Origin of the sequence: Actinosynnema sp. NPDC002837 (genome assembly GCF_040295345.1) — a bacterium.
Taxonomy (GTDB): Bacteria; Actinomycetota; Actinomycetes; order Mycobacteriales; family Pseudonocardiaceae; genus Actinosynnema.
In genome coordinates this window covers 25520-48281 of the sequence record NZ_JBEOVG010000059.1, presented here as the reverse complement: position 1 = coordinate 48281, position 22762 = coordinate 25520, and the positions used below count along the sequence as shown (strand labels likewise).

Annotated in this window: 20 protein-coding genes; 6 read left to right on the top strand and 14 right to left on the bottom strand. The window is 71.2% G+C overall.

Annotation, left to right across the window (positions count from 1 at the left end; genetic code table 11):
* Nucleotides 1–106: 106 nt before the first annotated feature.
* Nucleotides 107–1087 (bottom strand): hypothetical protein, encoded by a 981-nt coding sequence (locus tag ABTZ99_RS30825; RefSeq protein ID WP_498778817.1) that lies wholly within the window; start codon nt 1085–1087, stop codon nt 107–109.
* A gap of 3 nt (nt 1088–1090) precedes the next feature.
* Complete coding sequence (locus ABTZ99_RS30820; protein ID WP_498778818.1) at nt 1091–1303, bottom strand: helix-turn-helix domain-containing protein; 213 nt, start codon at nt 1301–1303, stop codon at nt 1091–1093.
* Between the two features lie 144 nt (nt 1304–1447).
* Here ABTZ99_RS30820 and ABTZ99_RS30815 point away from each other — a divergent pair, with 144 nt between their 5' ends.
* Nucleotides 1448–2122 carry a hypothetical protein gene (locus ABTZ99_RS30815; protein WP_499616204.1) on the top strand — a complete coding sequence of 225 codons (675 nt, stop codon included), beginning with the start codon at nt 1448–1450 and terminating at the stop codon, nt 2120–2122.
* A 2-nt stretch (nt 2123–2124) separates the two neighbouring features.
* On the opposite strand, the gene ABTZ99_RS30810 is transcribed toward ABTZ99_RS30815, so the two are convergent.
* The 5 genes from ABTZ99_RS30810 to ABTZ99_RS30790 are packed head-to-tail and all read right to left on the bottom strand — an operon-like array spanning nt 2125 to nt 7003.
* Complete coding sequence (locus ABTZ99_RS30810) at nt 2125–2823, bottom strand: FadR/GntR family transcriptional regulator (protein ID WP_499616201.1); 699 nt, start codon at nt 2821–2823, stop codon at nt 2125–2127.
* Complete coding sequence (locus ABTZ99_RS30805; protein WP_498778822.1) at nt 2823–3590, bottom strand: 3-oxoacyl-ACP reductase; 768 nt, start codon at nt 3588–3590, stop codon at nt 2823–2825. The genes ABTZ99_RS30810 and ABTZ99_RS30805 overlap by 1 nt, the downstream gene beginning before the upstream one ends.
* 11 nt (nt 3591–3601) lie before the next feature.
* The gene (locus ABTZ99_RS30800; RefSeq protein WP_498778824.1) at nt 3602–4960 is read right to left on the bottom strand and encodes an aldehyde dehydrogenase family protein; all 1359 of its coding nucleotides are present in this window, start codon (nt 4958–4960) and stop codon (nt 3602–3604) included.
* Nucleotides 4957–5682: a gamma-glutamyl-gamma-aminobutyrate hydrolase family protein gene (locus ABTZ99_RS30795; protein ID WP_499616198.1), complete on the bottom strand. Its 726-nt coding sequence runs from the start codon at nt 5680–5682 to the stop codon at nt 4957–4959. The genes ABTZ99_RS30800 and ABTZ99_RS30795 overlap by 4 nt, the downstream gene beginning before the upstream one ends.
* Nucleotides 5663–7003 (bottom strand): glutamine synthetase family protein, encoded by a 1341-nt coding sequence (locus ABTZ99_RS30790; RefSeq protein WP_499616195.1) that lies wholly within the window; start codon nt 7001–7003, stop codon nt 5663–5665. Before ABTZ99_RS30790 ends, ABTZ99_RS30795 begins: the two co-directional genes overlap by 20 nt.
* Before the next feature lie 178 nt (nt 7004–7181).
* Here ABTZ99_RS30790 and eat point away from each other — a divergent pair, with 178 nt between their 5' ends.
* Together eat and ABTZ99_RS30780 are read left to right on the top strand one after the other, a co-directional pair.
* Nucleotides 7182–8597 (top strand): ethanolamine permease, encoded by a 1416-nt coding sequence (gene eat / locus ABTZ99_RS30785; RefSeq protein WP_498778828.1) that lies wholly within the window; start codon nt 7182–7184, stop codon nt 8595–8597.
* A gap of 94 nt (nt 8598–8691) precedes the next feature.
* Nucleotides 8692–9153, top strand: coding sequence for a CAP domain-containing protein (locus ABTZ99_RS30780; RefSeq protein WP_498778830.1), 462 nt, complete (start codon nt 8692–8694; stop codon nt 9151–9153).
* Between the two features lie 50 nt (nt 9154–9203).
* Here the strand turns inward: ABTZ99_RS30780 and ABTZ99_RS30775 are convergent, their stop codons facing one another.
* Both ABTZ99_RS30775 and ABTZ99_RS30770 read right to left on the bottom strand, forming a co-directional pair.
* Nucleotides 9204–12383: an NACHT domain-containing protein gene (locus tag ABTZ99_RS30775; RefSeq protein ID WP_498778832.1), complete on the bottom strand. Its 3180-nt coding sequence runs from the start codon at nt 12381–12383 to the stop codon at nt 9204–9206.
* A gap of 50 nt (nt 12384–12433) precedes the next feature.
* Nucleotides 12434–13456: a serine hydrolase domain-containing protein gene (locus ABTZ99_RS30770; protein WP_499616224.1), complete on the bottom strand. Its 1023-nt coding sequence runs from the start codon at nt 13454–13456 to the stop codon at nt 12434–12436.
* A 118-nt stretch (nt 13457–13574) separates the two neighbouring features.
* Here ABTZ99_RS30770 and ABTZ99_RS30765 point away from each other — a divergent pair, with 118 nt between their 5' ends.
* The 3 genes from ABTZ99_RS30765 to ABTZ99_RS30755 all read left to right on the top strand — a co-directional run bounded on the left by ABTZ99_RS30765 (nt 13575) and on the right by ABTZ99_RS30755 (nt 17341).
* Entirely contained in the window at nt 13575–14438 is an 864-nt protein-coding gene (locus ABTZ99_RS30765; RefSeq protein ID WP_498778834.1) for a 3-hydroxybutyryl-CoA dehydrogenase, read from the top strand.
* Nucleotides 14439–14869: 431 nt separating this feature from the next.
* On the top strand, nt 14870–15964 hold the full coding sequence (locus ABTZ99_RS30760) for a tryptophan dimethylallyltransferase family protein (protein WP_498778836.1): 1095 nt from the start codon (nt 14870–14872) through the stop codon (nt 15962–15964).
* 9 nt (nt 15965–15973) lie between these two features.
* Entirely contained in the window at nt 15974–17341 is a 1368-nt protein-coding gene (locus ABTZ99_RS30755) for a tryptophanase (RefSeq protein WP_498778838.1), read from the top strand.
* A 58-nt stretch (nt 17342–17399) separates the two neighbouring features.
* Here the strand turns inward: ABTZ99_RS30755 and ABTZ99_RS30750 are convergent, their stop codons facing one another.
* The 5 genes from ABTZ99_RS30750 to ABTZ99_RS30730 all read right to left on the bottom strand — a co-directional run bounded on the left by ABTZ99_RS30750 (nt 17400) and on the right by ABTZ99_RS30730 (nt 22385).
* Entirely contained in the window at nt 17400–17993 is a 594-nt protein-coding gene (locus tag ABTZ99_RS30750; protein ID WP_499616191.1) for a GTP-binding protein, read from the bottom strand.
* Entirely contained in the window at nt 17974–18345 is a 372-nt protein-coding gene (locus ABTZ99_RS30745; protein WP_498778839.1) for a DUF742 domain-containing protein, read from the bottom strand. The genes ABTZ99_RS30750 and ABTZ99_RS30745 overlap by 20 nt, the downstream gene beginning before the upstream one ends.
* Nucleotides 18345–18782, bottom strand: a complete 438-nt coding sequence (locus tag ABTZ99_RS30740; protein WP_230565585.1) for a roadblock/LC7 domain-containing protein — start codon at nt 18780–18782, stop codon at nt 18345–18347. Before ABTZ99_RS30740 ends, ABTZ99_RS30745 begins: the two co-directional genes overlap by 1 nt.
* A gap of 41 nt (nt 18783–18823) precedes the next feature.
* Nucleotides 18824–21244, bottom strand: a complete 2421-nt coding sequence (locus tag ABTZ99_RS30735) for a sensor histidine kinase (RefSeq protein ID WP_498778841.1) — start codon at nt 21242–21244, stop codon at nt 18824–18826.
* Nucleotides 21245–21455: 211 nt separating this feature from the next.
* Nucleotides 21456–22385: an SMP-30/gluconolactonase/LRE family protein gene (locus ABTZ99_RS30730; protein WP_499616187.1), complete on the bottom strand. Its 930-nt coding sequence runs from the start codon at nt 22383–22385 to the stop codon at nt 21456–21458.
* Between the last annotated feature and the right edge of the window lie 377 nt (nt 22386–22762).

Below are 22762 nucleotides of genomic sequence, written 5' to 3'. Positions count from 1 at the left end.
TGCGTCGGTCCTTTGCCCGAGATGTTATCGGTGCTCACCGAGTCGTTTTCCGGCGCACCGGGTCGGCCGGTCCGGTTTCCCGCGCATCACCCGGTCGGGTGGGTGCTCAGCCGCGGATCAGGGCGGGCAGCGCGTCGGCCGAGGTCACGGCACGTCCGGTGGTGCGCTGGTAGCGGCGGACGAGGTCGCGGTGGCGCACGCGGTGGCCGAGCCTGCGTTCGACGGCGAGCAGCGGGTTGCGGCGCGGCGGCGGGAAGGTCGCGGCGAGGTCGGCGAGCAGGGCTCGGCGGTCGACGCCGGCGGTCTTGAGCACCCACGCGACGCCGGGGTCCAGGGCGGTGAGGGCGAGGGCCAGGTGTTCGGGGCGGTGCTCGCGTTCGCGGCGGGCCAGGGCGAGGCGCAGCGACGCCGAGTAGGCCGCTTGGGCGTCCAGGCCGAGCGGCGGGGTGAGGCGGGCGCAGCGCGCGCGTGCCTTCGCCGCGCCGAGCGGGAGCAGCGGCTCACGGCCCGGCGGCCGGTCCAGGGCGGGTGTGCCGCCCAGCAGCCGGTCGAGGTCGACGCCCAGCGGTGCCAGCACGGCCCGATCCACCGCACCGCCCGCGCCGAGCGGGGCCGCGAGGTGGGCGGCGTGCCGGATGGCGTCCGGGGTCGCGCCGTGGCGGAGCAGGACTGCGGCGACGGTTCCGCCGGTCGGGGTGCCGCCCGGGGTCGGTCCGCCTGCGGTGGCTCGGTCGGCGAATGGGGTCGCGCTGGGCGGATCGTCGGTGGGAGCGCTGTCACCGACCGGACCGGCTTCACCGTGGCCGGCGGCGGTGGGGCCGGAGTCTGCAGGGCTAGCGGCGAACGGACCGGTCGCGGCAGGGCCGGTGGCAGTCGGGCCAGTGGCGAACGGACCGGCGGCGGTAGGGCCGGCGGCGAGCGGATCGGTGGGGGCAGGACCGGCGGCGAGCGGACTGGTGGCGAGGGAGCCGGTGGCCAGGGCGGCCAAGAGGTGCTCGCTGCCGGTGCGCGGGTGGCCGAGCTCTAAGGCCAGCTTGAGCGCGCGGCCGATGGTGCGGTTCAGGTCGGGGTGGTCGCCTCGGAACACCGGTCAGTCCTCTCGGCCGTACTTGCGGTGGACGGTCTGCTTGGTCACGCCCAGGCGGGTGGCGATGTCGCGCCACGACCAGCCGGCCCGGCGGGCGGCGGCGACGTGCTCGGCTTCCAGCTGTTCGACCAGTCGGCGCAGGCGGGCCACGGCGCGCAGCCCGGCGTCCGGGTCGGAACCGTGCGCGGCCTGGTCGAGATCGGCGATCGAAGCCATGTCGTCAACATATGCTGACGCTCGACCGATCGTCAACACATGCTGACGGCAGGTTCACAGCTGACGAACAGCCGGCCATCAGGCTCTGCTCAGGTCGGTCGCGCACCATGGCGGACACCAGCACGGGAGAGCAGGAGTTCCGCCATGTCAGACCCGAACCAGCCACCGCACGCCGACCCCGACCCGGCGGACCGGACTCCCCCCGCACCGCCCGCCGCGAACCAGCCGCCCGCCGACGCCACCACACCCATGGCCACCACACCCATGGCCAGCCCGACGCCGGACCCCACCCACCCGAGCCCGACCGGCGCCCCTGGCCAACCGGCCGCGCAGCCCGCAGACGCGCAGCCCGCAGACGCCGGCGCACAACCCGCCGCTGCCTCGCAGCCCGCCGCCGGCAAGCAAGCCTCCGCGCAGCCCACCGCCGAACAGCCCGCAGCCACCGACCAAGCGTCCGGCCGGCCCACCGCTGCCGACCAACCGGCCGCTGCCGCCCACCAGGCACCCGGCGCGCCGCACCCCGGCCACTACCCGCCACCGCCCGGCAAGGGCGCGGCGGTCGGCCGGGTCGTCAAGCACCGCGCCACCCAGCTCGTCGCCGTCGGCCTGCTCGGACTCGTCCTGGGCGGCGGGATCGTGGCGTTGGCCGACCGCGACCACCACCCCCGCTACGGCGTCGGCTCCGACCGGCCCGGGCACTCGCGGTTCGACGAGCGCGGCGACCGGCCAGACCGGGGAGACCGGGGAGACCGACCAGACCGGGGCGAGCGGGGCGAACGCGGTCCGGACCGCGTGCCGGACCGCGACTTCGAGCGCTGAGGTCAGGACAGGAAGCCGCGCAGCAGCAGGGCCGTGCCGTCCAGGTGCTCGGCCATCGCCCGCCGCGCGGCCTCCGGGTCGCCGGCCAGGATGGTGCTCACGATCACCTCGTGCTGGTCGTTGGAGTGCGCCAGGTTCGGCGGCAGCAGCGGTATCCGGTCCAGCAGCGCGTTGACCCTGGTCCGGGCGTCGGCGACGGCCGCCGTGAGCGACGGCGACCCGGTCGCCTCGGCGATCGCCAGGTGCAGCCGCGAGTCCTTGCGCCGGTAGGAGTCCACCGACGCGTCACGGCACTCGGCCAGCCGCGCCAGCAGGTTGCGCCGCTCCACCGGGCCCAGCGCACGACCCGCCGCGCACTCCGCCGCGCCCGCCTCCACCGCCGCACGCAGCGTCAACGCGTCCGCCAGCTCACCGGGGTCGACCCGGCGGTCCGGCGCGACCACCGGCAACGGCGAGTTCACGAACGTCCCGCCGTACCGGCCGCGCCGCGACTCGACGTACCCGGCGTCCTGCAGTGACCGGATCGCCTCCCGCAACGTCACCCGGCTGACACCCAGCCGGGCCGCCAGGTCACGCTCCGCAGGCAGCCTCTCCCCCGGACCCACGACGCCGAGCCGGATCGCCTGCACGAGCCGCTCCACCGTCTCCTCGAACGCGTTGCCCGCCCGCACGGGGCGGAACAACGCGTCCCGCAGCGGCATCACAGCGGTGTCACGTAGGCACCGGCGATACCGCCGTCCACCAGGAAGTTCGACGCGGTGATGAACGACGAGTCGTCACTGGCCAGGAACGCCACCGCCGCGGCGATCTCCGCGGGCTCGGCGAACCGGCCCAGCGGCACGTGCACCAACCGCCGCGCGGCCCGCTCCGGGTCCTTCGCGAACAGCTCCCGCAGCAACGGCGTGTTCACCGGTCCGGGTGACAGGGCGTTCACCCGCACCCCCTGCCGGGCGAACTGCACGCCCAGCTCGCGGCTCATCGCCAGCACACCGCCCTTGGACGCGGTGTACGAGATCTGGGACGTCGCCGCGCCCATCGTCGCCACGAACGACGCCGTGTTGATCACCGAACCGCGACCGCGCTCGAGCATGTGCGGGATCGCGTGCTTGCAGCACAGGTACACCGACGTCAGGTTGACCTTCTGCACCCGGTCCCACGCCTCGATGCCCGTGGTCAGGATGGAGTCGTCGTCCGGCGGCGAGATGCCCGCGTTGTTGAACGCGACGTCCACCGAGCCGTAAGTGTCCACAGTGGTCTGGTACAGCGCCGACACCTGCTCCTCGTCGGTCACGTCGACCTGGACGAACAGCCCGTCGACCTCGTCGGCCGCCGCCTTGCCGGACTCCGCGTCGACGTCCGCGACGACCACCCGCGCGCCCTCGGACGCCAGCCGCCGCACCGAGGCCAGGCCGATGCCGCTGCCACCGCCGGTGATCACGGCAACCCGGCCCTCAAGTCGCTGAACCATGTCTCTCCCAATCAGTGAGCGATGAAGACGTTCTTGGTCTCGGTGAACGAGTCGAGGGCGTCCGGCCCCAGCTCGCGCCCCAGCCCGGACTGCTTGAACCCGCCGAACGGGGTCCAGTACCGCACCGAGGAGTGCGAGTTGACCGACAGGTTCCCCGCCTCGACGGCCCGCGAGACGCGCAGCGCCCGCCCCACGTCCCGCGTCCAGATCGACCCGGACAGGCCGTAGGCGCTGTCGTTGGCCAACCGCACCGCGTCCTCCTCGTCGGTGAACGGCAGCACCGCCACCACCGGGCCGAAGATCTCCTCGACGGCGGCGCGGTCACCGGGCGCGACGGGCGCCAGCACCGTGGGCGGGAACCAGAAACCCGCGCCCGACGGAGCCGAGCCGCGGAACGCCACCGGCGCGTCGGCGGGCACGTAGGACGCGACCTTCTCCCGGTGCGCGGCCGAGATCAACGGCCCCATCTCGGTGGCCTCGTCACCCGGCGCGCCGACCACCACGCCCTTGACCGCGGGCTCCAGCAGCTCCATGAACCGGTCGTAGACCGACGCCTGCACCAGGATCCGGGACCGCGCGCAGCAGTCCTGGCCCGCGTTGTCGAACACCCCGTACGGCGCGGTGGCCGCGGCGCGCTCCAGGTCCGCGTCGGCGAAGACGATGTTGGCGGACTTGCCGCCCAGCTCCAGCGTGACCCGCTTCACCTGCTCCGCGCAGCCGGCCATGATCTGCTTGCCGACCCGCGTGGAACCGGTGAACACGACCTTGCGCACGTCCGGGTGCGTGACGAACCGCTGCCCCACCACCGGCCCCGCGCCCGGCACCACCTGGAACACGTCGGGCGGCAGGCCTGCCTCCAACGCCAGCGAGGCCAACCGCAGGGCGGTCAGCGGCGTCAGCTCGGCCGGCTTGAGCACCACCGTGTTGCCCGCCGCCAGCGCGGGCGCGAAGCCCCACACCGCGATCGGCATCGGGAAGTTCCACGGCACGATCACGCCGACCACGCCGACCGGCTCGTGGAAGGTCACGTTCAGCCCGCCGGGCACCGGGATCTGCTTGCCGAACAACCGCTCCGGCGCGGCCGAATAGTAGTGCAGCACGTCGCGGACGTTCCCGGCCTCCCACCGCGCGTTGCCGACGGTGTGCCCGGCGTTGAGCACCTCCAGCGCCGCCAACTCCTCCACCGCGCCGTCGACCGCCTCGGCGAACCGCCGCAGCAGCCGGGCCCGGTCGCCGGGCGCGACCGCGCGCCACGCGGGCAGCGCCGCCGACGCGCGGGCGATCGCCGCGTCGGTCTCCTCCAGCGTCGCCAGCGGTACCGAGCGGACGACCTCCTCGGTGGCCGGGTTGATGACGTCGAACGTTGTCACTTCGCTCCCCTGTCCCGTGCTGCCCGGTCCCGACCCGCGCCGACGAGCGCGGCGAACAAGCGGTCGTCCTCGGTGTCGGCCTCCGGGTGCGACTGCACGCCGAGCACGAACCGCGCGCCCGGCAGCTCGACCGCCTCCACCGTGCCGTCCGGCGCGCTCGCGACCACCCGCAGGCCGTCGCCGAGGACGTCCAACGCCTGGTGGTGGTGGCAGAACACGGTGGTGGCGAGGCCGACGATCCCGGCGAGCGCCGAACCGGGCGCGACCGCGACCCCGGTGTGCTCGAACACGCCGGGCGCCGGGTTGTGCCCGTCGACGTGCTGGACCAGCGTGCCGCCCAGCGCGACGTTGAGCACCTGCATGCCGCGGCACACCGCGAGCAGCGGCAGGTCGAGCTCCAGCGCCGCGCGGGCCAGGCTCAGCTCGACCTCGTCGCGCTCGGGCCGCGCCGGTCCGGTGCGCGGGTCACGCGGCCGCCCGTACCGCGCCGGGTCGACGTCCGCGCCGCCCGCCAGCACCAGGCCGTCGAGGAAGGCGGCGCTGTCGGCGTCCCACGTGCCGACCGGCGGCAGCAGCACCGGGTTGCCGGCGGCGCGCACCACGGAGTCGAGGTAGTCGCGGTGCAGCACCGCCGCCTCCACGTCCCAGACGCCGAACCTCGCGCGTTCCAGGTACGTCGTGACGCCGATCAACGGCCGTGCCCTAGAGCCGTTCGAAACCACGGATCCGCTCCCAGTCCGTCACCGACTTCTCGAACGCGGCCAGCTCCACCCGGGCGGCGTTGAGGTAGTGCTCGACCACGTCCGCCCCGAACGCCTCGCGCGCGAGCTCGCTCTTGGCCAGCAGGGAGGCGGCGTCGCGCAGCGTGGCGGGCACGGTCGGCTTGTCGGAGGTGTAGGCGTTGCCGGTGAACTCCTCCTCCAGCGGCAGCTCGTTCTCCACGCCGTGCAGACCGGCCGCGATCAGCGCGGCGACGGCCAGGTACGGGTTCACGTCCGCGCCCGGCACCCGGTTCTCGAACCGCAGCGACTGGCCGTGCCCGACCACCCGCAGCGCGCACGTCCGGTTGTCCCTGCCCCACGCCACCGCGGTCGGCGCGAAGCTGCCCTGCGCGTACCGCTTGTAGGAGTTGATGTTCGGGGCCAGGAAGTAGGTCAGCTCGCGCAGCGCGGCGAGCTGGCCCGCCATGAAGTGCTCCATGAGCTTCGACCTGCCGTGCCCCTCGGCGAACACCGGCTCGCCGTCGACCGAGCGCAGGCTGAGGTGGATGTGGCAGGAGCTGCCCTCGCGCTCGTTGTACTTCGCCATGAACGTCAGCGCCTTGCCCTGCTGCGCCGCGATCTCCTTGGCGCCGGTCTTGTAGATGCTGTGGTTGTCGCAGGTCGCCAGCGCCTCGGTGTAGCGGAACGCGATCTCGTGCTGGCCGGGGTTGCACTCGCCCTTGGCCGACTCGACCACCATGCCCGCGCCCGCCATGTGGTTGCGGATGGCGCGCAGCAGGGGCTCGACGCGCGCGGTGCCCAGCAGCGAGTAGTCCACGTTGTACTGGTTCGCCGGGGTGAGGCCGCGGTAACCGCGGTCCCAGGCGTCCTCGTAGGTGTTGTCGAAGACGATGAACTCCAGCTCCGTGCCGACGAACGCGCGCAGCCCCCGTTCGGCGAGCCGGTCGAGCTGGCGCTTGAGGATCTGGCGCGGCGAGGCGACCACGGGCGCGCCGTCCTCCCAGACGAGGTCGCACAGGACCAGCGCGGTGCCCTCGTGCCACGGCACGCGGCGCAGCGTGGACAGGTCGGGCCTCATCACGAAGTCGCCGTAGCCGCTGTCCCACGAGGACATCGCGTAGCCGCCGACGGTGTTCATCTCCACGTCGACGGCCAGCAGGTAGTTGCAGCCCTCGGCGGAGTGCGGCAGGACCTCGTCGACGAAGTAGCGGGCGGCGCAGCGCTTGCCCTGGAGGCGGCCCTGCATGTCGACCGCGGCGACCAGCACCGTGTCGATCTCCCCGGCGTCCACGAGCACGCGCAACTCCTCCACGGCGAGCATCCGCAGTACCTCCAAAGGTATGTCAGCGAGCCATTGGACGCCTCATCTTGACACCTTCGAGTGAAGGCCGCCACACCCTCGCCGCCCGACCGTTCCGGCGGAACGGCTGTTGACACGATCCGGTGACGCGCGCCACTCTCCCTGCAAAGGAGCGCGACTGACCCATTAGGGAGCGCAGATGGCCAAACACGTCGAGTACGAGAAGGTGGGCAGCGACTACCTGGAGCACCGGCAGCTCAAGCGCGGCGCCGCGGGCTGGGTGCTGTTGGCGGGCCTGGGGGTCTCGTACGTCATCTCCGGCGACTTCGCCGGGTGGAACTTCGGGCTCGCCCAGGGCGGCTGGGGCGGCCTGCTGGTCGCGACGATCCTGATGGGCGCCATGTACACGTGCATGGTGTTCGGCCTGGCGGAGCTGGCCGCCGCGCTGCCCGTGGCCGGCGCGGGGTACGGCTTCGCGCGCCGTGCGCTGGGCCCCCTGGGCGGTTTCGCGACCGGCGTCGCGATCCTGGTCGAGTACGCCATCGCGCCGGCCGCGATCGTCGTGTTCATCGGCGACTACGTGCAGGCGCTCGGGCTGTTCGGGCTCACCAGCTCGTGGCCGGTGTACCTGGTCTGCTACGCGATCTTCGTCGGCGTGCACCTGTACGGCGTCGGCGAGGCGCTGCGGCTGATGTTCGTGATCACCGGCGTCGCGGTGGTCGCGCTGATCGCGTTCGTGGCCGGGATGATCCCGAAGTTCGACTCGGCCAAGCTGTTCGACATCGGGGACGGCGGGTTCCTGCCGTTCGGCGTCACGGGTGCGCTGGGCGCGCTGGTGTACGCGATCTGGTTCTTCCTCGCGGTCGAGGGCGTGCCGCTGGCGGCCGAGGAGGCGCGTGACCCGAAGAAGGACATGCCGCGCGGCATCATCGGCGCGTTGGTGGCGCTGCTGGTGTTCGCGGCGCTGATCCTCGTGTTCGCGCCGGGCGGTGCGGGTTCGGCGGCGTTGATGTCGTCCGGCAACCCGCTGCCCGAGGCGGTGCGCGCGGCCTACGGCGGCGACAACGTGCTGGCGCAGGTCGTGAACTACGTGGGCCTGGCCGGGCTCGTGGCGTCGTTCTTCTCGATCATCTTCGCGTACTCGCGGCAGCTGTTCGCGCTGTCCCGGGCGGGCTACCTGCCGCGCTGGCTGTCGAGGACCGGCAAGCGCAAGACGCCGTACCTGGCCCTGATCGTGCCCGGCACCATCGGGTTCGTGCTCGCGGCGATCCTGAAGAGCGGCGCGACGCTGATCAACATCGCGGTGTTCGGGGCGGCGCTGTCGTACGTGCTGATGATGGTGTCGCACATCGTGCTGCGGGTGCGCGAGCCGGGGTTGGCGCGGCCGTACCGGACGCCGGGCGGCGTCGTGACCACCGGGGTGGCCCTGGTGCTCGCGGTGGCGGCGGTCGTGGCGACGTTCTTCGTGGACGAGCTGGCCGCCGGGATCACCGCGGGCATCGTCGTGGTGGCGCTGGCGTACTTCTGGTTCTACAGCCGCCACCACCTGGTCGCCGCCGCGCCGGAGGAGGAGTTCGCGGCCATCGCGCAGGCCGAGGAGGAACTGAAGGACTGACCGTAAGCACGTTCAACCGATCGTGTAAGGCAAGTCCTTCCGGCCGTGGGAATCCCTTGACAGCAAGGGTTCACCCCACGACGGAAGGACGATCATGAAATACCGCACGGTGACGGTCGGCTCGGCGGTCGCGGCACTGCTCTTCGCCACCACGCCCGCGATCGCCGCGCCGACCTTCGAAGAGCAGGTTTTGGCCCTGACAAACGGGGAACGCTCCGCAGTGGGCTGCCCGGCCCTCGCCTCGAACGCCCAGCTCGCCGCCGCCGCCAAGCGGCACAGCGACGACATGGCGCGCACCGGCAACTTCAGCCACACCGGCACGGACGGCAGCACAGCGGGGCAGCGCGTCACCGATGCGGGGTACCACTTCCGGCTGATGGCGGAGAACATCGCCGCTGGTCAGGGCACGGCCGAGGAGGTCGTGCGGTCCTGGATGAACAGCGAGGGCCACCGGGCCAACATCGTGAACTGCGAACTGCGCGACCTGGGCGTCGCCCACGCCGTGGACGGCAGCAACAAGGTCTACTGGACGCAGGACTTCGGCGTCACGGGCTGACACGTCACCGGCTGACACGTCACGGGCCGGCGCGTCACGAGGCAGGCGCGTCACGGACTGGCCTTCTGGGACACCGACGAGACGACCTCGACGGCGCTGCCCTCGCCGAGCAGCTCGGCCCCGACCACCTTCGTCAGCAGGCCCTGGACCTTCACCACCAGCCCGCGCCGCCCGGCGAACGCCGCCAGGTTCACCGGACTGCCCTCGGTGAAGGAGATCTCCTTCAGGTTGGGCAACCCGGCGATCGGCGCCAAGGCCCGCGCGTCCCGCGCGGAGCCGACCACCAGCCGTTCCAACCGCGACAGCCCGGCCAACGGCCGCAGGTCGAACACCGTCGTGTGCGCCAGGTCCAGCTTCACCAGGTTCCGCAACGCCGCGATCGGTCCGATGTCGAGGGTGCCGCACTTGCGCAGCACCAGGTGCAGCAGCGTCCCGGCCCACCGCTCGACCGCGTCGACGTCCACCAGGGGCGCGTCCTCGATCCGCAGCTCCCCCGGACCCGCCAGGAACGCCAACGGGTGCAGGTCGCGCAGGCCGCGCACGCTCGCCAGCTTCAGCACCCGCAACCCCCAACCACGCTTCAGCGAGGCCAGCTCGGTGGCGTCGCAGCCTCCGATGAGGTTCAGGCGGGACAGGTCCGCCCTGCGGCGCAGGCCGTCGAGACCGGTGGTCTCGGCGGCCGTCGCGCGGACCGAGCGCAGCGCGGGCAGCAGCCCGAGCGGCGCGAGGTCCAGCCTGCCGGGGCGCACGATCCTCAGGTGCGTCAACGACGGCGTGTCCAACGTAGCCAGGTCCACCTCGCCCTGTGCGAGCAGTTCGAGCACGTGGACTTGGGGCGGCACGAAGTCGAGCGCACCCCGCGGCGCGACGCACGACACCCGGCGCACGTGCGTCAGGTGGCGCAGCCCGCGCGTCATGTCGGGGTCGGTGAGGCTGACGGACTGGACCGGCACGTCGGCGAGCACGGTCGCCGCGTAGGTCTCCGGGTCGAAGTTGCTCCACGCCAGCACCAGTTCCTGCCGCACCCGTGCCCTGGGATCCGATCGGTACGCGGCCAGCAGCGGCAACGCGTCGTCCAGGCCGATCGCGGCCGCCGCGCGGATGGTCGCCGCCACCTCGACCTCCGTGCGGGGTCGGGAGGCGGCGAGCAGGTCCAGCACGAACGCGCCCGCCGAGGCGAACGACTTGGCCGCCGTCACCGAGCGCGGCGGCAGCAGGCGCGCGACCCGGTCCTGGATGCGGTCGCGGATGCCCGGTGTCAGCTCCGGCGCGGTCTCCAGGCACGCCACCGCGAGCAGGTGCAGGGTGGCGCGGTGCGCCTTGACCGCGTCACCGCGGGTCAGGACCTGGTCGAGCAGTTCGTCGCGCCGACCGCGCGAGGCGTGGCCCGCGGCCATCACGACGACCTCGTGCCACTGGTCCAGGTGCGCGTGGGACACGAGCGTGCCGATGTCGTCCACGTCCATCGCCGCGCCCGCCGCCAGGTACTCCTGGAACGTGCGGTGCACGAAGTCGACCCGGCCCTCGACCGGCTCGCGCAGCAGGCCGCTGCGCTCCAGCAGGTGCCGGTACACCTCCTCGGCGGACGCCTCGACCTCCGGCATCGAGGTCAACCGGCGCTCGACCTGGCCGATCGCGCGGTCGACCGGCGCGTCGGTGAGGTCGTTGCGGATGAACCAGTAGGCGAGGTCGCCCAGGAGGATGATCTTGCGGGTCCGGGACAGGCCCGGCAGCGGTTCGATGCGCCGCTCGGCGTCGCGGCGTTCCAGCAGCATCTGCAACGCGGTGTCGTACAGCTCCATGCGGCTGTCCGGCAGGTGGCCGCGCCGGTCGCGGTGCAGGGCGCACAGCAACGCGCACAGCAGCGGGTACCCGGCGAGCTTGCGCAGGTGGTGCCGCGCGCGGAACTGCTCCAGCAGCCGTTCCTGGTAGTCCGCCGGCTCGGCGCGGGCCAGGTCGTCGGACAGGTGCGAGCGCATGGCGTCGTGCCAGCGCTGGACGAACACCCGCACGTCGGTCGACGTCATCGGTTGCAGGGACGCGACCGCGAACTCGTCGGCCGCCAGCCAGTCCGGGTCGACGGCGCTCGGGCGCGAGGTCACCACGAACCGCGCGGCGGGGAACGCGAGGACCAGCGACCGCAGCCACTCGCGGGCCTCCTGGCGGCGGTGCGGCGCGAGCTCGTCCACGCCGTCGACCAGGATCAGGCCGTGGCCGGAGCGCAGTTGCCGCTGGACCCAGCCCGGTGGCATCTCGTCGGCGATGTGGCGGCCCACCTCGTCCAGGAAGCGCTCGGCCGGCGGCAGCTCGCGGTCGGCGTAGCGGCGCAGCGGGACGAAGAACGGGACGGTGTCGTTCCACCTGGTCAACGGCTCGGCGAAGTCCCGTTGGGCGCTGCGGACCGCGATCCACTGCAACAGGGTCGTCTTGCCCAGCCCGGCCTCGCCGCGGATGAAGATCCGGTCGCCGGAGGCCAGCAGGTCCTCCACCCGGCGGCCGGGCGTGAAGTGGTCGGTGGCCCGGCCGTCGGCGGTGAGGCTGAGGTAGGCCACCGACAGCGGGTAGCGGCGGCTCGCCTCGGACAGCGTCGCCCCGAACATCTCGACCTGGTCGAGCGTGCGGGCGACGAGTTGCCGGTAGTCGTAGGAGAAGTCGGTGGAGCTGCGCCGTTGCGGCAACCGGGCCAGCACGTCGCGGATGCCGGCGATGACCTCGGTCTCCCGGCGCAGGATCTCGGTCAACGCGCTCGGGCCGAACGGCGGCAGCTCGCGCGCGATCTCGATGACGTACCCGGCGCACTCGCGCAGCAGCAGGCCGTAGAGCTGGACGCCGTCCGCCGGCAGGCCGTCGAGGGCGTCGGCCGCGCGTGCGCGCAGGTGCCGGTCGAGCCGCCGCGCGTCGAGGTCGGCGGCGAACAGGTCGTCGTCGTCCAGCGCGGCCCGCTCGAAGGTCTCGCGCACGGCTTCGATCGCGGCGAGCCGTTCGTGCTCGGGTAATCGGCGGTACTCGGTGTCCATGATCGGCTGCACCCGCTCGACCACGGCGTCGGTGAACTGCTCGCCCATCCGCCGCAGCTTGCGCTGGTCGAGCGCGCCGGTGAGCCGCTTCTCGAGCAGGTCGACCCCCGTGCCGCCGACGGCGGCCGTGATCGACTTGTCCCCCAACCACAGCTTCAGCGCGCTGCGCACCACCGACGCGCCCAACGGGATCAGCGCCACTTCGAGGCCCATGGCGACCAGCCTGGCACCCGCCGTCGCCGACGGGTGCCGGACCCGGTCATCTACCGGCAGTAGACCGAGCCGAACAGGCCGATGACGGCTTCCCCGGGCACCTCGGCCGGCAACGGGTTGTAGGACAACGTGGCCCGCGTGCCGTCGTCGGCGCGGGTGGCGTAGGTGAGGTAGCCGATCAGCTCGCCGCCGTGACCCCACACCGAACGGCCGCACGGCAGGTCGAACCGCTGCAGCCCGAGGCCGTAGGCGAAGATCGTGCCGGTGTCGTCCACCGTCCGCCGCATCTCGGCGAGGGACGCCGCGCTGGTCAGCCGACCGCCCAGGAGCGCGTCGAAGAACCGGTTGAGGTCGTCGGCGGTGGAGATCATCTCGCCCGCCGCCCAGTCCAGGGTCGGGTTCATCAGGGTCGCGTCGACCAGTCGGCCGTCGACCTCGGTGTAGCCGCGGGCGTGCGGGAGGGGCAGGCCGGGCCACCACCCCGGCACGGTGGTGCGGGTGAGGCCGAGGGGGCGGAGGATGCGTGAACGCACCTCGTCGCCGTAGGTCCGGCCGGTCACGCGTTCGATCAGCATCCCGGCGACGATGTAGTTGGTGTTCGAGTAGTGCCAGCCCTCGCCGGGTTCGAAGTAGGGCGTGCCGGCGAACGCCACGTCCAGCAGCTGCCGGGGCTGGTAGGTGCGGAACCGGTCGGCGCCGCGCCACCGGTTGGTCGAGTAGCCCTCCTCGTGCGCGTAGTCGTACAGGCCGCTGGTGTGGTTGAGCACCTGGCGCACCGTGATCAGGTCGCCCTTCGGCACGCCGGCCACGTACCGGTCCACCGGGTCGTCCAGCCCGACCCGGCCCTCGTCCACGAGCTGCAGCACGACGGTGGCCACGAACGTCTTGGTCGCGCTGCCGATCCGGAAGTGCCCGCCGACCACGGCCTCGCCCGCCGCGTCCGCGCGGGTCCCGGCGGAGTCCTCCACGGTGAGCAGGGCGCTGGAGGCCCATCCTTGCTCCACCCACCCGTCCAGGGCGGGGAACGTGCCGGTCATGGCCAGCAGCACGCCGGCAATCGCAGTGTTGATCATCACGCGGTCGACGCTAGGCGTCACCGCGACGGCCGACCATGAGGAGCACCACCCGGTCGGCTGTGGAAAACCCCAGTGGTGATGTGCCCCCGACCGGCGCCCCTGGCAGGATCGGGGCGTGAGTGACATTCAACGTGTTGGAGTGGTGGGATCGGGCCTGATGGGCTCCGGCATCGCCGAGGTCTGCGCGCGGGCCGGGCTGGACGTGCTGGTGGCCGAGGTCAGCCCGGACGCCACGGAGGCCGCGCGGGGGCGGATCGCCTCTTCGCTCGGCCGGGGTGTGCGCAGCGGCAAGCTGTCCGCTGAGGACCGGGACGCCGCACTGGAGCGCCTGCGGTTCACCACCGACCTCGCCGACTTCGCCGACCGGAACCTGGTCGTGGAAGCCGTCGCGGAGAACGAGCAGGTCAAGACCGAGGTGTTCGCGGCGGTGGACAAGATCGTCGTGGACCCGGACGCGATCTTCGCGTCCAACACCTCCTCGATCCCGATCATGAAGCTGGGCATGGCCACCAGCCGTCCCGAGCAGGTCATCGGCGTGCACTTCTTCAACCCGGTGCCGGTGTTGAAGCTGGTGGAGCTGGTGCCGTCGTTGCTGACCGGCGACAAGACCAGGGCCAGGGCCGAGGCGTTCGTGACCGGGGTGCTGCACAAGGAGGTCATCCGCTCGCAGGACCGGGCCGGGTTCGTGGTCAACGCCCTGCTGATCCCCTACCTGCTGTCGTCGATCCGGATGCTGGAGTCCGGGTTCGCCAGCGCCGAGGACATCGACAACGGCATGGTGCTCGGCTGCGCGCACCCGATGGGTCCGCTGCGCCTCACCGACCTGATCGGCCTGGACACCACCAAGGCGATCGCCGAGTCGATGTACGAGGAGTTCAAGGAGCCGCTGTACTCGCCGCCGCCGTTGTTGCTGCGCATGGTGGACGCGGGGCTGCTGGGCAAGAAGAGCGGGCGCGGGTTCCACAACTACGCGTCCTGAACCCGGCGCCGGGAGCCCGCGGGGCCGTCGATCCTGGTGATCGGCGGCCCCGTCCGCGTGTCCGGGTCGCTTTACCACACCGCGGTCGCCGCCGTCACGCCGAACGCGCCGCGAACAATTAACAGCAGCGTCTTGAATGGCTAACAATATTAGCCGGCAAACGATCGACCGCGCTTCGGGTAACGGTCGGTACAAAATAACACGATCCGTCATCGGTCCGCGCCGGGTCATTAGTGCGAAAGACTGACGCACACCTCGTCAATAGGCCGTTCGGAGTATCCTTGATTACCGTCGTCTTCCTCGGGGTTACTGATCGACAGGACCTGTGACCTGCCTTTAGAGTGCCCTACGTCACGCTACGGCCGCCTGGTGGACAAGATTGCTTCGCCTAGCGTAACTTTCGACTCGCCCCCCACGAGGAGAACCCCGCCTTGGACCCTCAAAAAGTATCCATACGCGATTTCACGGGCCGCCAGCTCAGCGCCCTGTTGCATTCGCTGGGTATCACCGAAAATAGCTTCAACTCCGTGGGACTGCTCGCGGACGCCCTCGGACCCGGCGGCCTCCGGCCGGTTTCCACCAGCCCGGCCTGGCCTTCCGACGTCGCCGACGACCACACCCCGGTCGAGTTCTCGACGGCGTTCGCCGCGGGTGAGTCCCCGACCCTGCGCACCATCGTCGAACCCACCGCGACCAGGCCTTCCCGTGCGGCCAACACGTCGGCGGCGCTCGCCGCGCTCGACCGGATGAAGCGCCGCGGCGACCTGGACACCAGTCGTTTCGACGCGGTCAGGAGCTTGTTCCTGCCGGAGCACCCGGAAAGCGATTTCACGTTCTGGTACTCACTGGTTTTCCGGCGCGACGAGGCACCCGCGGTGAAGGTCTACTTCAACCCGGAAGTGCGCGGCGAGGCGGTCGCCGAAGAGTTGGTGCGCGAAGGCCTGGAGCGGACCGGTTTCGCCGCCGGTTTCCCGACCCTGCGCTCCCACGCGGTCACCAGGCCCGGACTTGACAAGTATTCCTTCTTCGCACTCGACCTGGTCGAACAACGGCGGGCGCGGGTGAAGGTCTACATCTCCCACCACGCCGCCGATGTAACGGACGTCACGCGTGCGGCGAGCGCCGCCCGGGGTGTCGATGTGGACAGGGTGCCCGATTTCTGCTTGCTCACCGGCGGCAGCACCGGAACGTTCGACAAGCGTCCGCTCATTTCCAGCTACACGTTCCTGGACGGCGACGCGGACGCGCCGAGCGGCTATTCCCTGTACGTGCCGATCCGGGACTACGTGGCCGACGACGAAGAGGCCCGGCGCCGGGTGCTCGCGGTGATGGCCAAGTACGACCTGGACCCCACGCAGTTCGACAGCGCGCTGCGCACCATCGCCCGACGTCCGCTGGACGAAGGCGTCGGCCTGATCGCCCACGTGTCGCTGCGCATGGGCAGGCCCCGCCCCGGGATCACCGTCTACCTCTCGTCCGAGGCCTACGACGTGGCCTCGCCCCGTTCGGTCAGCCTGGCAGGCTAGGAGTCACCCATGCCCACGATGGAGCCGTACCGCATCAAGGTCGTGGAGCCCATCCCGATCACCACGCGCGCACACCGCGAACGGGCGTTGGCCGCAGCCGGGTACAACCCGTTCAACCTCGCCGCCACCGACGTGACGATCGACCTGCTCAGCGACTCGGGCACCGGCGCCCTGTCCGCGGAGCAGCAGGCGGCGGGACTGCGTGGTGACGAGACCTACGCCGGTGCGCGCTCCTACTACCGCTTCCACGACGTGGTGCACGACCTGACCGGCTACCCGCACGCCTTCCCCGTCCACCAGGGGCGTGCGGCCGAGCGGATCCTGTTCACCGCCCTGCTCAAGCCGGGCCAGGTCAGCGTCAGCAACACGCACTTCGACACCACGCGGGCGAACGTCGAGATCCTCGGCGGCCAGGCCGTCGACCTGCCGTGCCAGGCCGCCAAGGACCTCGACGACGACGCGCCGTTCAAGGGCGACATCGACCTCGACGCGCTGGAAGCCATCCTGTCCGGCCCGCAAGACGTCGCCGTCGTGCTGCTCACCATCACCAACAACGGTGGTGGTGGGCAGCCGGTGTCGATGGCCAACCTCAAGGCGGCGGCCGGGATCGCCCGCCGCCACGGCGTGCCGTTCTTCCTCGACGCGGCGCGCTTCGCGGAGAACGCGTGGCTGGTCACCCAGCGGGAGCCCGGCTACGAGCACCACACACCGCGGCAGGTCGCGGAGGAGGCGTTCCGGCTGGCCGACGGGTGCGTGGCGAGCCTGAAGAAGGACGCCATCGTCCACATGGGAGGGTTGCTCGCCCTCCGCGACCCCGAGCTGGCCGCCAAGTGCGAGCTGCTGCTGATCGCGACCGAGGGCTTCCGCACCTACGGCGGTCTCTCCGGCCGTGACCTGGAGATGCTGGCGCAAGGCCTGCTCGAGGTGACCGAGCCGGAGTACCTGCGGGCCCGGGCGGACGCCACCGCGTACGTGGCGGAGCTGGCCCGGGCGGCGGGGGTGGACAGCGTGCGGCCGACCGGCGTGCACGCGGTGTACCTCAACGCCGGTCGCCTGCTGCGGCACCTGCCGGCGAGCCGGTTCCCGGGGTTCGCCCTGGCCACCGAGCTGTACCTGGCGGGCGGCATCCGGTGCGCCGAGCTCGGCTCGCTGTACCTCGGCGAGCTGGACGACGCGGGTGAGCTGGTCAAGCCCGCGCCGTACGAGCTGGTCCGCCTGGCCATCCCGCGCCGGGTCTACACCCAGAGCCACCTGGAGTACGTCGGCGAGACGCTGGCGGAGATCGCGAAGGACCCCGAGCGGGTGCCCGGCTACCGGTTGACGCACGTGCCGAAGCTGTTGCGGCACTTCAACTGCAGGCTCGAACCGGTGGTGTAGGCGGACGGGTGACCGGTGTCCCGGTCACCCGCCTCCGGCCGCGGTGGCCGTCGACCGGTCAGGCCATGGCGTCGAGCCGGTCCATGGTGTGCTGGATCAGGCTCACCAGCACGGTCTTGGCCGACTCGCGGTCCCGCGCGTCGCACAGCACGAGCGGGATGGCGGCGTCCACGTCCAGCGCGCGGCGCACCTCGTCCATCTCGTAGCTGTGCGCGCCCTCGAAGCAGTTCACCGCGATGATGAACGGGATGCCGCGCCGCTCGAAGAAGTCGATCGACGGGAAGCTGCTGTCCAGCCGCCGCGTGTCGACCAGGATCACCGCGCCGATCGCGCCGTAGGCCAGCTCGTCCCACATGAACCAGAACCGGTTCTGGCCCGGGGTGCCGAACAGGTACAGCACCACCTCCGGGTTGATGGTGATGCGGCCGAAGTCCAGCGCGACCGTGGTCGTCTCCTTGGACTCCAGGCCCAGCACGTCGTCGACGCCGACACCGGCCTCGGTGAGCAGCTCCTCGGTGTGCAGCGGGGGTATCTCGCTGACCGAGTTGACCATCGTCGTCTTCCCCGTGCCGAAGCCACCGGCGATGACGATCTTCACTGGGGTGGGTACGAGCAGTTCCCCACCCGGCCGCTCAGATTCCACGGACACCATCCAACACCGCCTGGAGCAGGTTCCGGTCCGGCACTTGCGGGACTCGGGAGGGGTCTCGGATCACGACGTCACCGCGCTGGATGAGATCGCTCAACAACACCTTGACGACGACGAGCGGCACATCGAGGTACGCGGCGACCTCCGCCACCGACAACGGGCGCCGGCACAGCTCCATGATCTCCAGGTGCTCGACCGACAACGCGTCCGGGTCCGACGCCGACGGCATCGCGCGCACCTGCGTCACCAGGTGCAGCTCCGGCCGCAGCGGGCGGGTCCGACCGCGCACCATCGCGTACGGGCGGACGAGCGGGCCCGCGGCCTCGTCGTACCACCAGTCCTCGCGGCCCGCCATCAGGAGGACCTTCGAGCGGCCGGCAGGCTCGCCGCGGCGGTGCCGCGCGGCGCCGACGACAGGTACGTGCCGACGCGCTTGACGAGCATGTTCATCTCGTAGGCGATCATGCCCATGTCGGAGTCCTCTTCGCCAAGGACGGCCAGGCAGGCGCCGTGGCCGGCCGCGGTGACGAAGAGGTAGGCGTGCTCCATCTCGACGATGGTCTGCCGCACCGCGCCGCCGCCGAAGTGCCGTCCCGTGCCGCGGGCCAGGCTCTGGAACGCCGAGGCCATCGCGGACAGGTGGTCCGAGTCGTCCTTCGACAGCCCGGGCGAGCGGCCCAGCAGCAGACCGTCGGCCGAGAGGACCACCGCGTGCCGAGCTCCGACCACCCGGTTGACCAAGTCCTCCAACAACCAGTTCAGTTCGTTGTGCTGGCTGGTCATGTCGTTCATCGGGTTGCCTTTCCGGTTTCCAGTCGTCCGGCCACTGCTGGTCAGGGTTCGAGGTCGTCGGCGGGTGTCCGACGGGCGTCGCGTGTGCCCCGTTGGAACGCCGACAGGCCCTTGCGGACCCTCTCGGCGGACTTCTCGGGGTCGACCTCGGGGAGCGGTTCGGGCGAAGGGTGGAAATCGTTGCGCACCAACTGCGGCGCCAGGTTCTGCTGACGGCGCCTGCGTGGCAGTTCGGGTCGGTCGGCGACGGCGGCGGCCGACTCCGGCTCGTCCGCGGGCCACTCGGACGTGGCCCGCTTCCGCTGCGGCAGGTCGAGCTCGCCGCTGCGCTGCGACAGGTCCAGCCCGCCGCTCAGTCGTTCGACCTCTGGAAGGGGATGCTCGTTGGCCGCGGCCTCGGCCTGGGCCCAGAACCCCTCGAGGTCTCGGGAACTGTCGGGAAACCTGGCGTCTCGCACTGAGTCGTCGCCCTGCTCCGGGATGTCGTGGAAGGAGCGGCGGGGCAGTTGCCGGGTCTCGGCGGGCTCCGTCGCCGTGGTGGGGCCCGCGACGATCGCGGACGGGATCAGCACCAGCGCCAGCGTGCCGCCGTAGGGCGAGTCGCGCAGTTCGACGTGGATGCCGCGGCGGGCGGCCAGCCGGGCGACCACGAACAGCCCGAGCCGGGACTCGCCGCGCAGGCGCATCGCGTCGAACTCCGGCGGGTCGGCCAGCATCGCGTTGTGCTGCTCGCGGTCCTCGGGGTTGATGCCGAGGCCGTGGTCCTCGATCTCGACCACGATGCCCTGCGGTACCTCGCTGGCGTGCACCTGCACCTGGGAGCGCGGCGAGGAGAACGCGGTGGCGTTGTCGACGAGCTCGGCGATCAGGTGGATGGTGTCGGCGACGGCCGCGCCGACCAGCGCGGTGTCCGGCACCGGGTTCACCTTGACCCGCACGTACTGCTCGGTCTCGGCGACCGCGGCGCGCAGCACGTCGAGCAGGCGCACGGGCTTGCGCCACTGCCTGCCGGGCTGCTCGCCCGCGAGGATGATCAGGTTCTCCGCGTTGCGGCGGGCGCGGGTGGCGAGGTGGTCGAGCTGGAACAGCGCGTCGAGCTGCTCGGGGTTCTCCTCCTCGCGCTCCAGCTTGTCCAGGATCTTCAGCTGGCGGTGCACCAGGCCCTGGTTGCGGTGCGCGATGTCGAGGAAGACCCGGTTCACGCCCTCGCGGGCCTGGCTCTCCTTGACGGCCGCGGCGACGGCGGTGTACTGGGCGGCGTTGAACGCGTCCGCCACCTGGCCGATCTCGTCGCTGCCGTAGTCCAGCGGCGGCACCTCGACCTCGACGTCGACGTGCTTGCCCTCGCGGAGCCGGTCGACGATGTCGGGCAGCCGTTCGTGCGCCAGGGTCAGCGAGTCCTTCTTCAACGCGGTGAGGCGCGTGATCAGGGCCCGGTTGACCAGGCGGTTCGACGTGCGGATCGCGATCAGGATCCCGATGATCACGGCGAGCAGCGCGACCAGGCTGCCGATCAGCACGGTGCGGAACTTGCTCTCGCCGCGACCCATGGTCACGTTCACCGCGCTCGACGCCTGCTCGCTGACCAGCGCGGTCAGCTCGTCGGAGATGGGGCCGCTGACGTTCTGCCACTCCTGCAGCGACCCGGCGTTGCTCGGCTTCGAGCCGTTCTGGATCAATCTGCCCTCGAACTCGACCAGCCGCTTCCACTGGTCGCCCTCGATCATGAACTGGTAGTGCTCGCGCACTTCCGGCTGGGCGTAGGGCGCGATCGAGTCGTAGGAGGAGTGGTAGGCGCCGACGAGGTTGGCGAACTCGATGTGCTCCTCGGGCGTGAACTGCCCGGCGGCCAGGGCGCTCGACGCGAGCGACGTGGCGCGGGACATCCAGTCGGCCGCCTTGAAGTACTCCTCGGCGGTGATGGCGCCCTTCACGGACTCGTGGTCGGGCACCACGCGCGCCTGCACGCTGAACAGCGCGTCACCGGCGTCGAGGAGGCTGTTGTAGTAGGTGTAGATCTCGGACTTCGAGGCGCGTCCGGCGTCGAGGGCCGAGCGGCGCTGCGGCAGCTGGTCCAGCAGCACGTTCAGCGCGTTGATCTTGTCGACGATCTCCTGCGGCGCCTGGGACGCCAGCTCGTCGAACGCCGCGCGCATCCCGTCGACCGCGCGGTCGGTCTCGGCCTGCTGCACCTCGAGGTTGCTGGTGCCGAGCGAGGGCTGGCTCAGCGCGGTCATGCTGAGCTCGCGCTCCTTCTGCAGCGCGGCGAAGGTCTGGACCGCCGGGATCGACGCGTCCTTCACACCGGAGGCGACCGCGCGGAGGTAGAAGCCGTCGAACAGGGTGTACGACGAGAACAGCGCCCACATGATGAGCAGGACGATGCTGGGGACGACGACGACACCGGTGAGTCGTGAGCGGATCGTCTTGTAGTTCGTCTCCGTGGTGCTCTTCTGCTTCACAGCGCTCCGCAGCCTCGTCCGTTGCCAGGTCAGGCGCAGCACTAGGAACGCTGACTCTTCTTCACCCGATCGGCGACGGAACGGTAACACTCAAGATCATTATTACGAAGAGACAGCGATCACTTGCGCGACGCGACGATGAGGTTACCCAGTCGAGTGATGCCACGAACAGGGGGCCGATGTGAACTTCTCGCCACCGGCCCCCTGTGTTTCACGGCTTCGGCACCGAAACGGCGTTGTACGTCGTCGTGGGCGTGGGCGGCGTGGTGAAGCGGGCGTTGGGCAGGTAGAGCCGGCCGGCGAACGACGCGACCGTGGTCGGCACGTCGAACCGCGCGTCGGTGATCTTGGTCACGAGCGCGCCGCTCGACCCGTCCTTGGCCAGGGAAAACACCGCGACGGTGTTGAGCCGGTTCTGCACGACGTAGAGCGTGCGGCCCTCGACGAGCAGCCCGTCGCCGTTGGTCAGCACCTCGCCGCCCAGGTCGACGGCGGTCGTCACGCCCGTGCGCGCGTCGACGCGGTGCAGTTGACCGGTGTTGCTCTGGACGACCAGCAGCGCTTTGCCGTCGGGCGTCTCCGCGATCCCGTTGGCGTTGTTCACGCCGGGGGTCAGGACGAAGTCGCCGGTCAGCGGAATCGCGGTGTGCGAGTCCGGCAACGACCCGTGCCGGCCGAACGGGACGCGATAGAGCACCGCCTTCCGCGAGTCGGTGAAGTAGGCGGCGTCGTCGGTGATCACGACATCGTTGACGAAAGTATTCGCATCCGCCGCGAACCGGTAGGACTTGAGGATCACTCCCGTTCGAGCGTCGACGACCCGCCCGTCACCACCCGCGCCACCGGCCACGAACAGCCGCTTGCGCCGATCGACCTTCACCCCGACCGAAGCCGTGCCGGGCCCCTGGCTGAACACCTCCCCGCGTCCGGTGCGGAGGTCGACGCGGAACAGGTCCCCATCGGCCCGCGACCCGAAGTAGGCGGTCGGCGCGTCCCCGATCGCGATGCCTTCCGGCAGGAACCCGTCGGGCAGGGGGAACTCCGTGGGGAACGGGTGTGCTTGCGCGGCGGTGGCGGGCGCGGCGGTGACGAGGGAGACCCCGAGCACCACGGCGGCCAGCGCACCGAGTGTGCGTTGCATGAACACTCCTTCTCGCGTTGCGGCGGTCCGGCGAGTGTTTCGCAGCGATCAGCGCGAGGTGAAGCCTCTACAGCGAACCGACAGGATGAGTAGGCCGCGCCTCCCGCGCACCGATCGCCTCGGGCCTCCCCACGGGCCCGAGGCGGCTGCACGGCATCAGGCGCCGAGCTTCACCGGGACCTCGTCAAGCTTGGTTGATCGACCAGTAGTCGCTGTCGACCTCGTTGATCGACCAGTAGTCGGTCCCGATCGGGCTCGCAACCACACCCAAAAGGGTCAGGGCGGCGATCGCCCGCGCTACTAGAACCAGCACGTTGATCCTATTACCTTTCGCTTATCTTGGCCCCTCTGGCCAATGCCCGAGGGAGCGAAAGTCT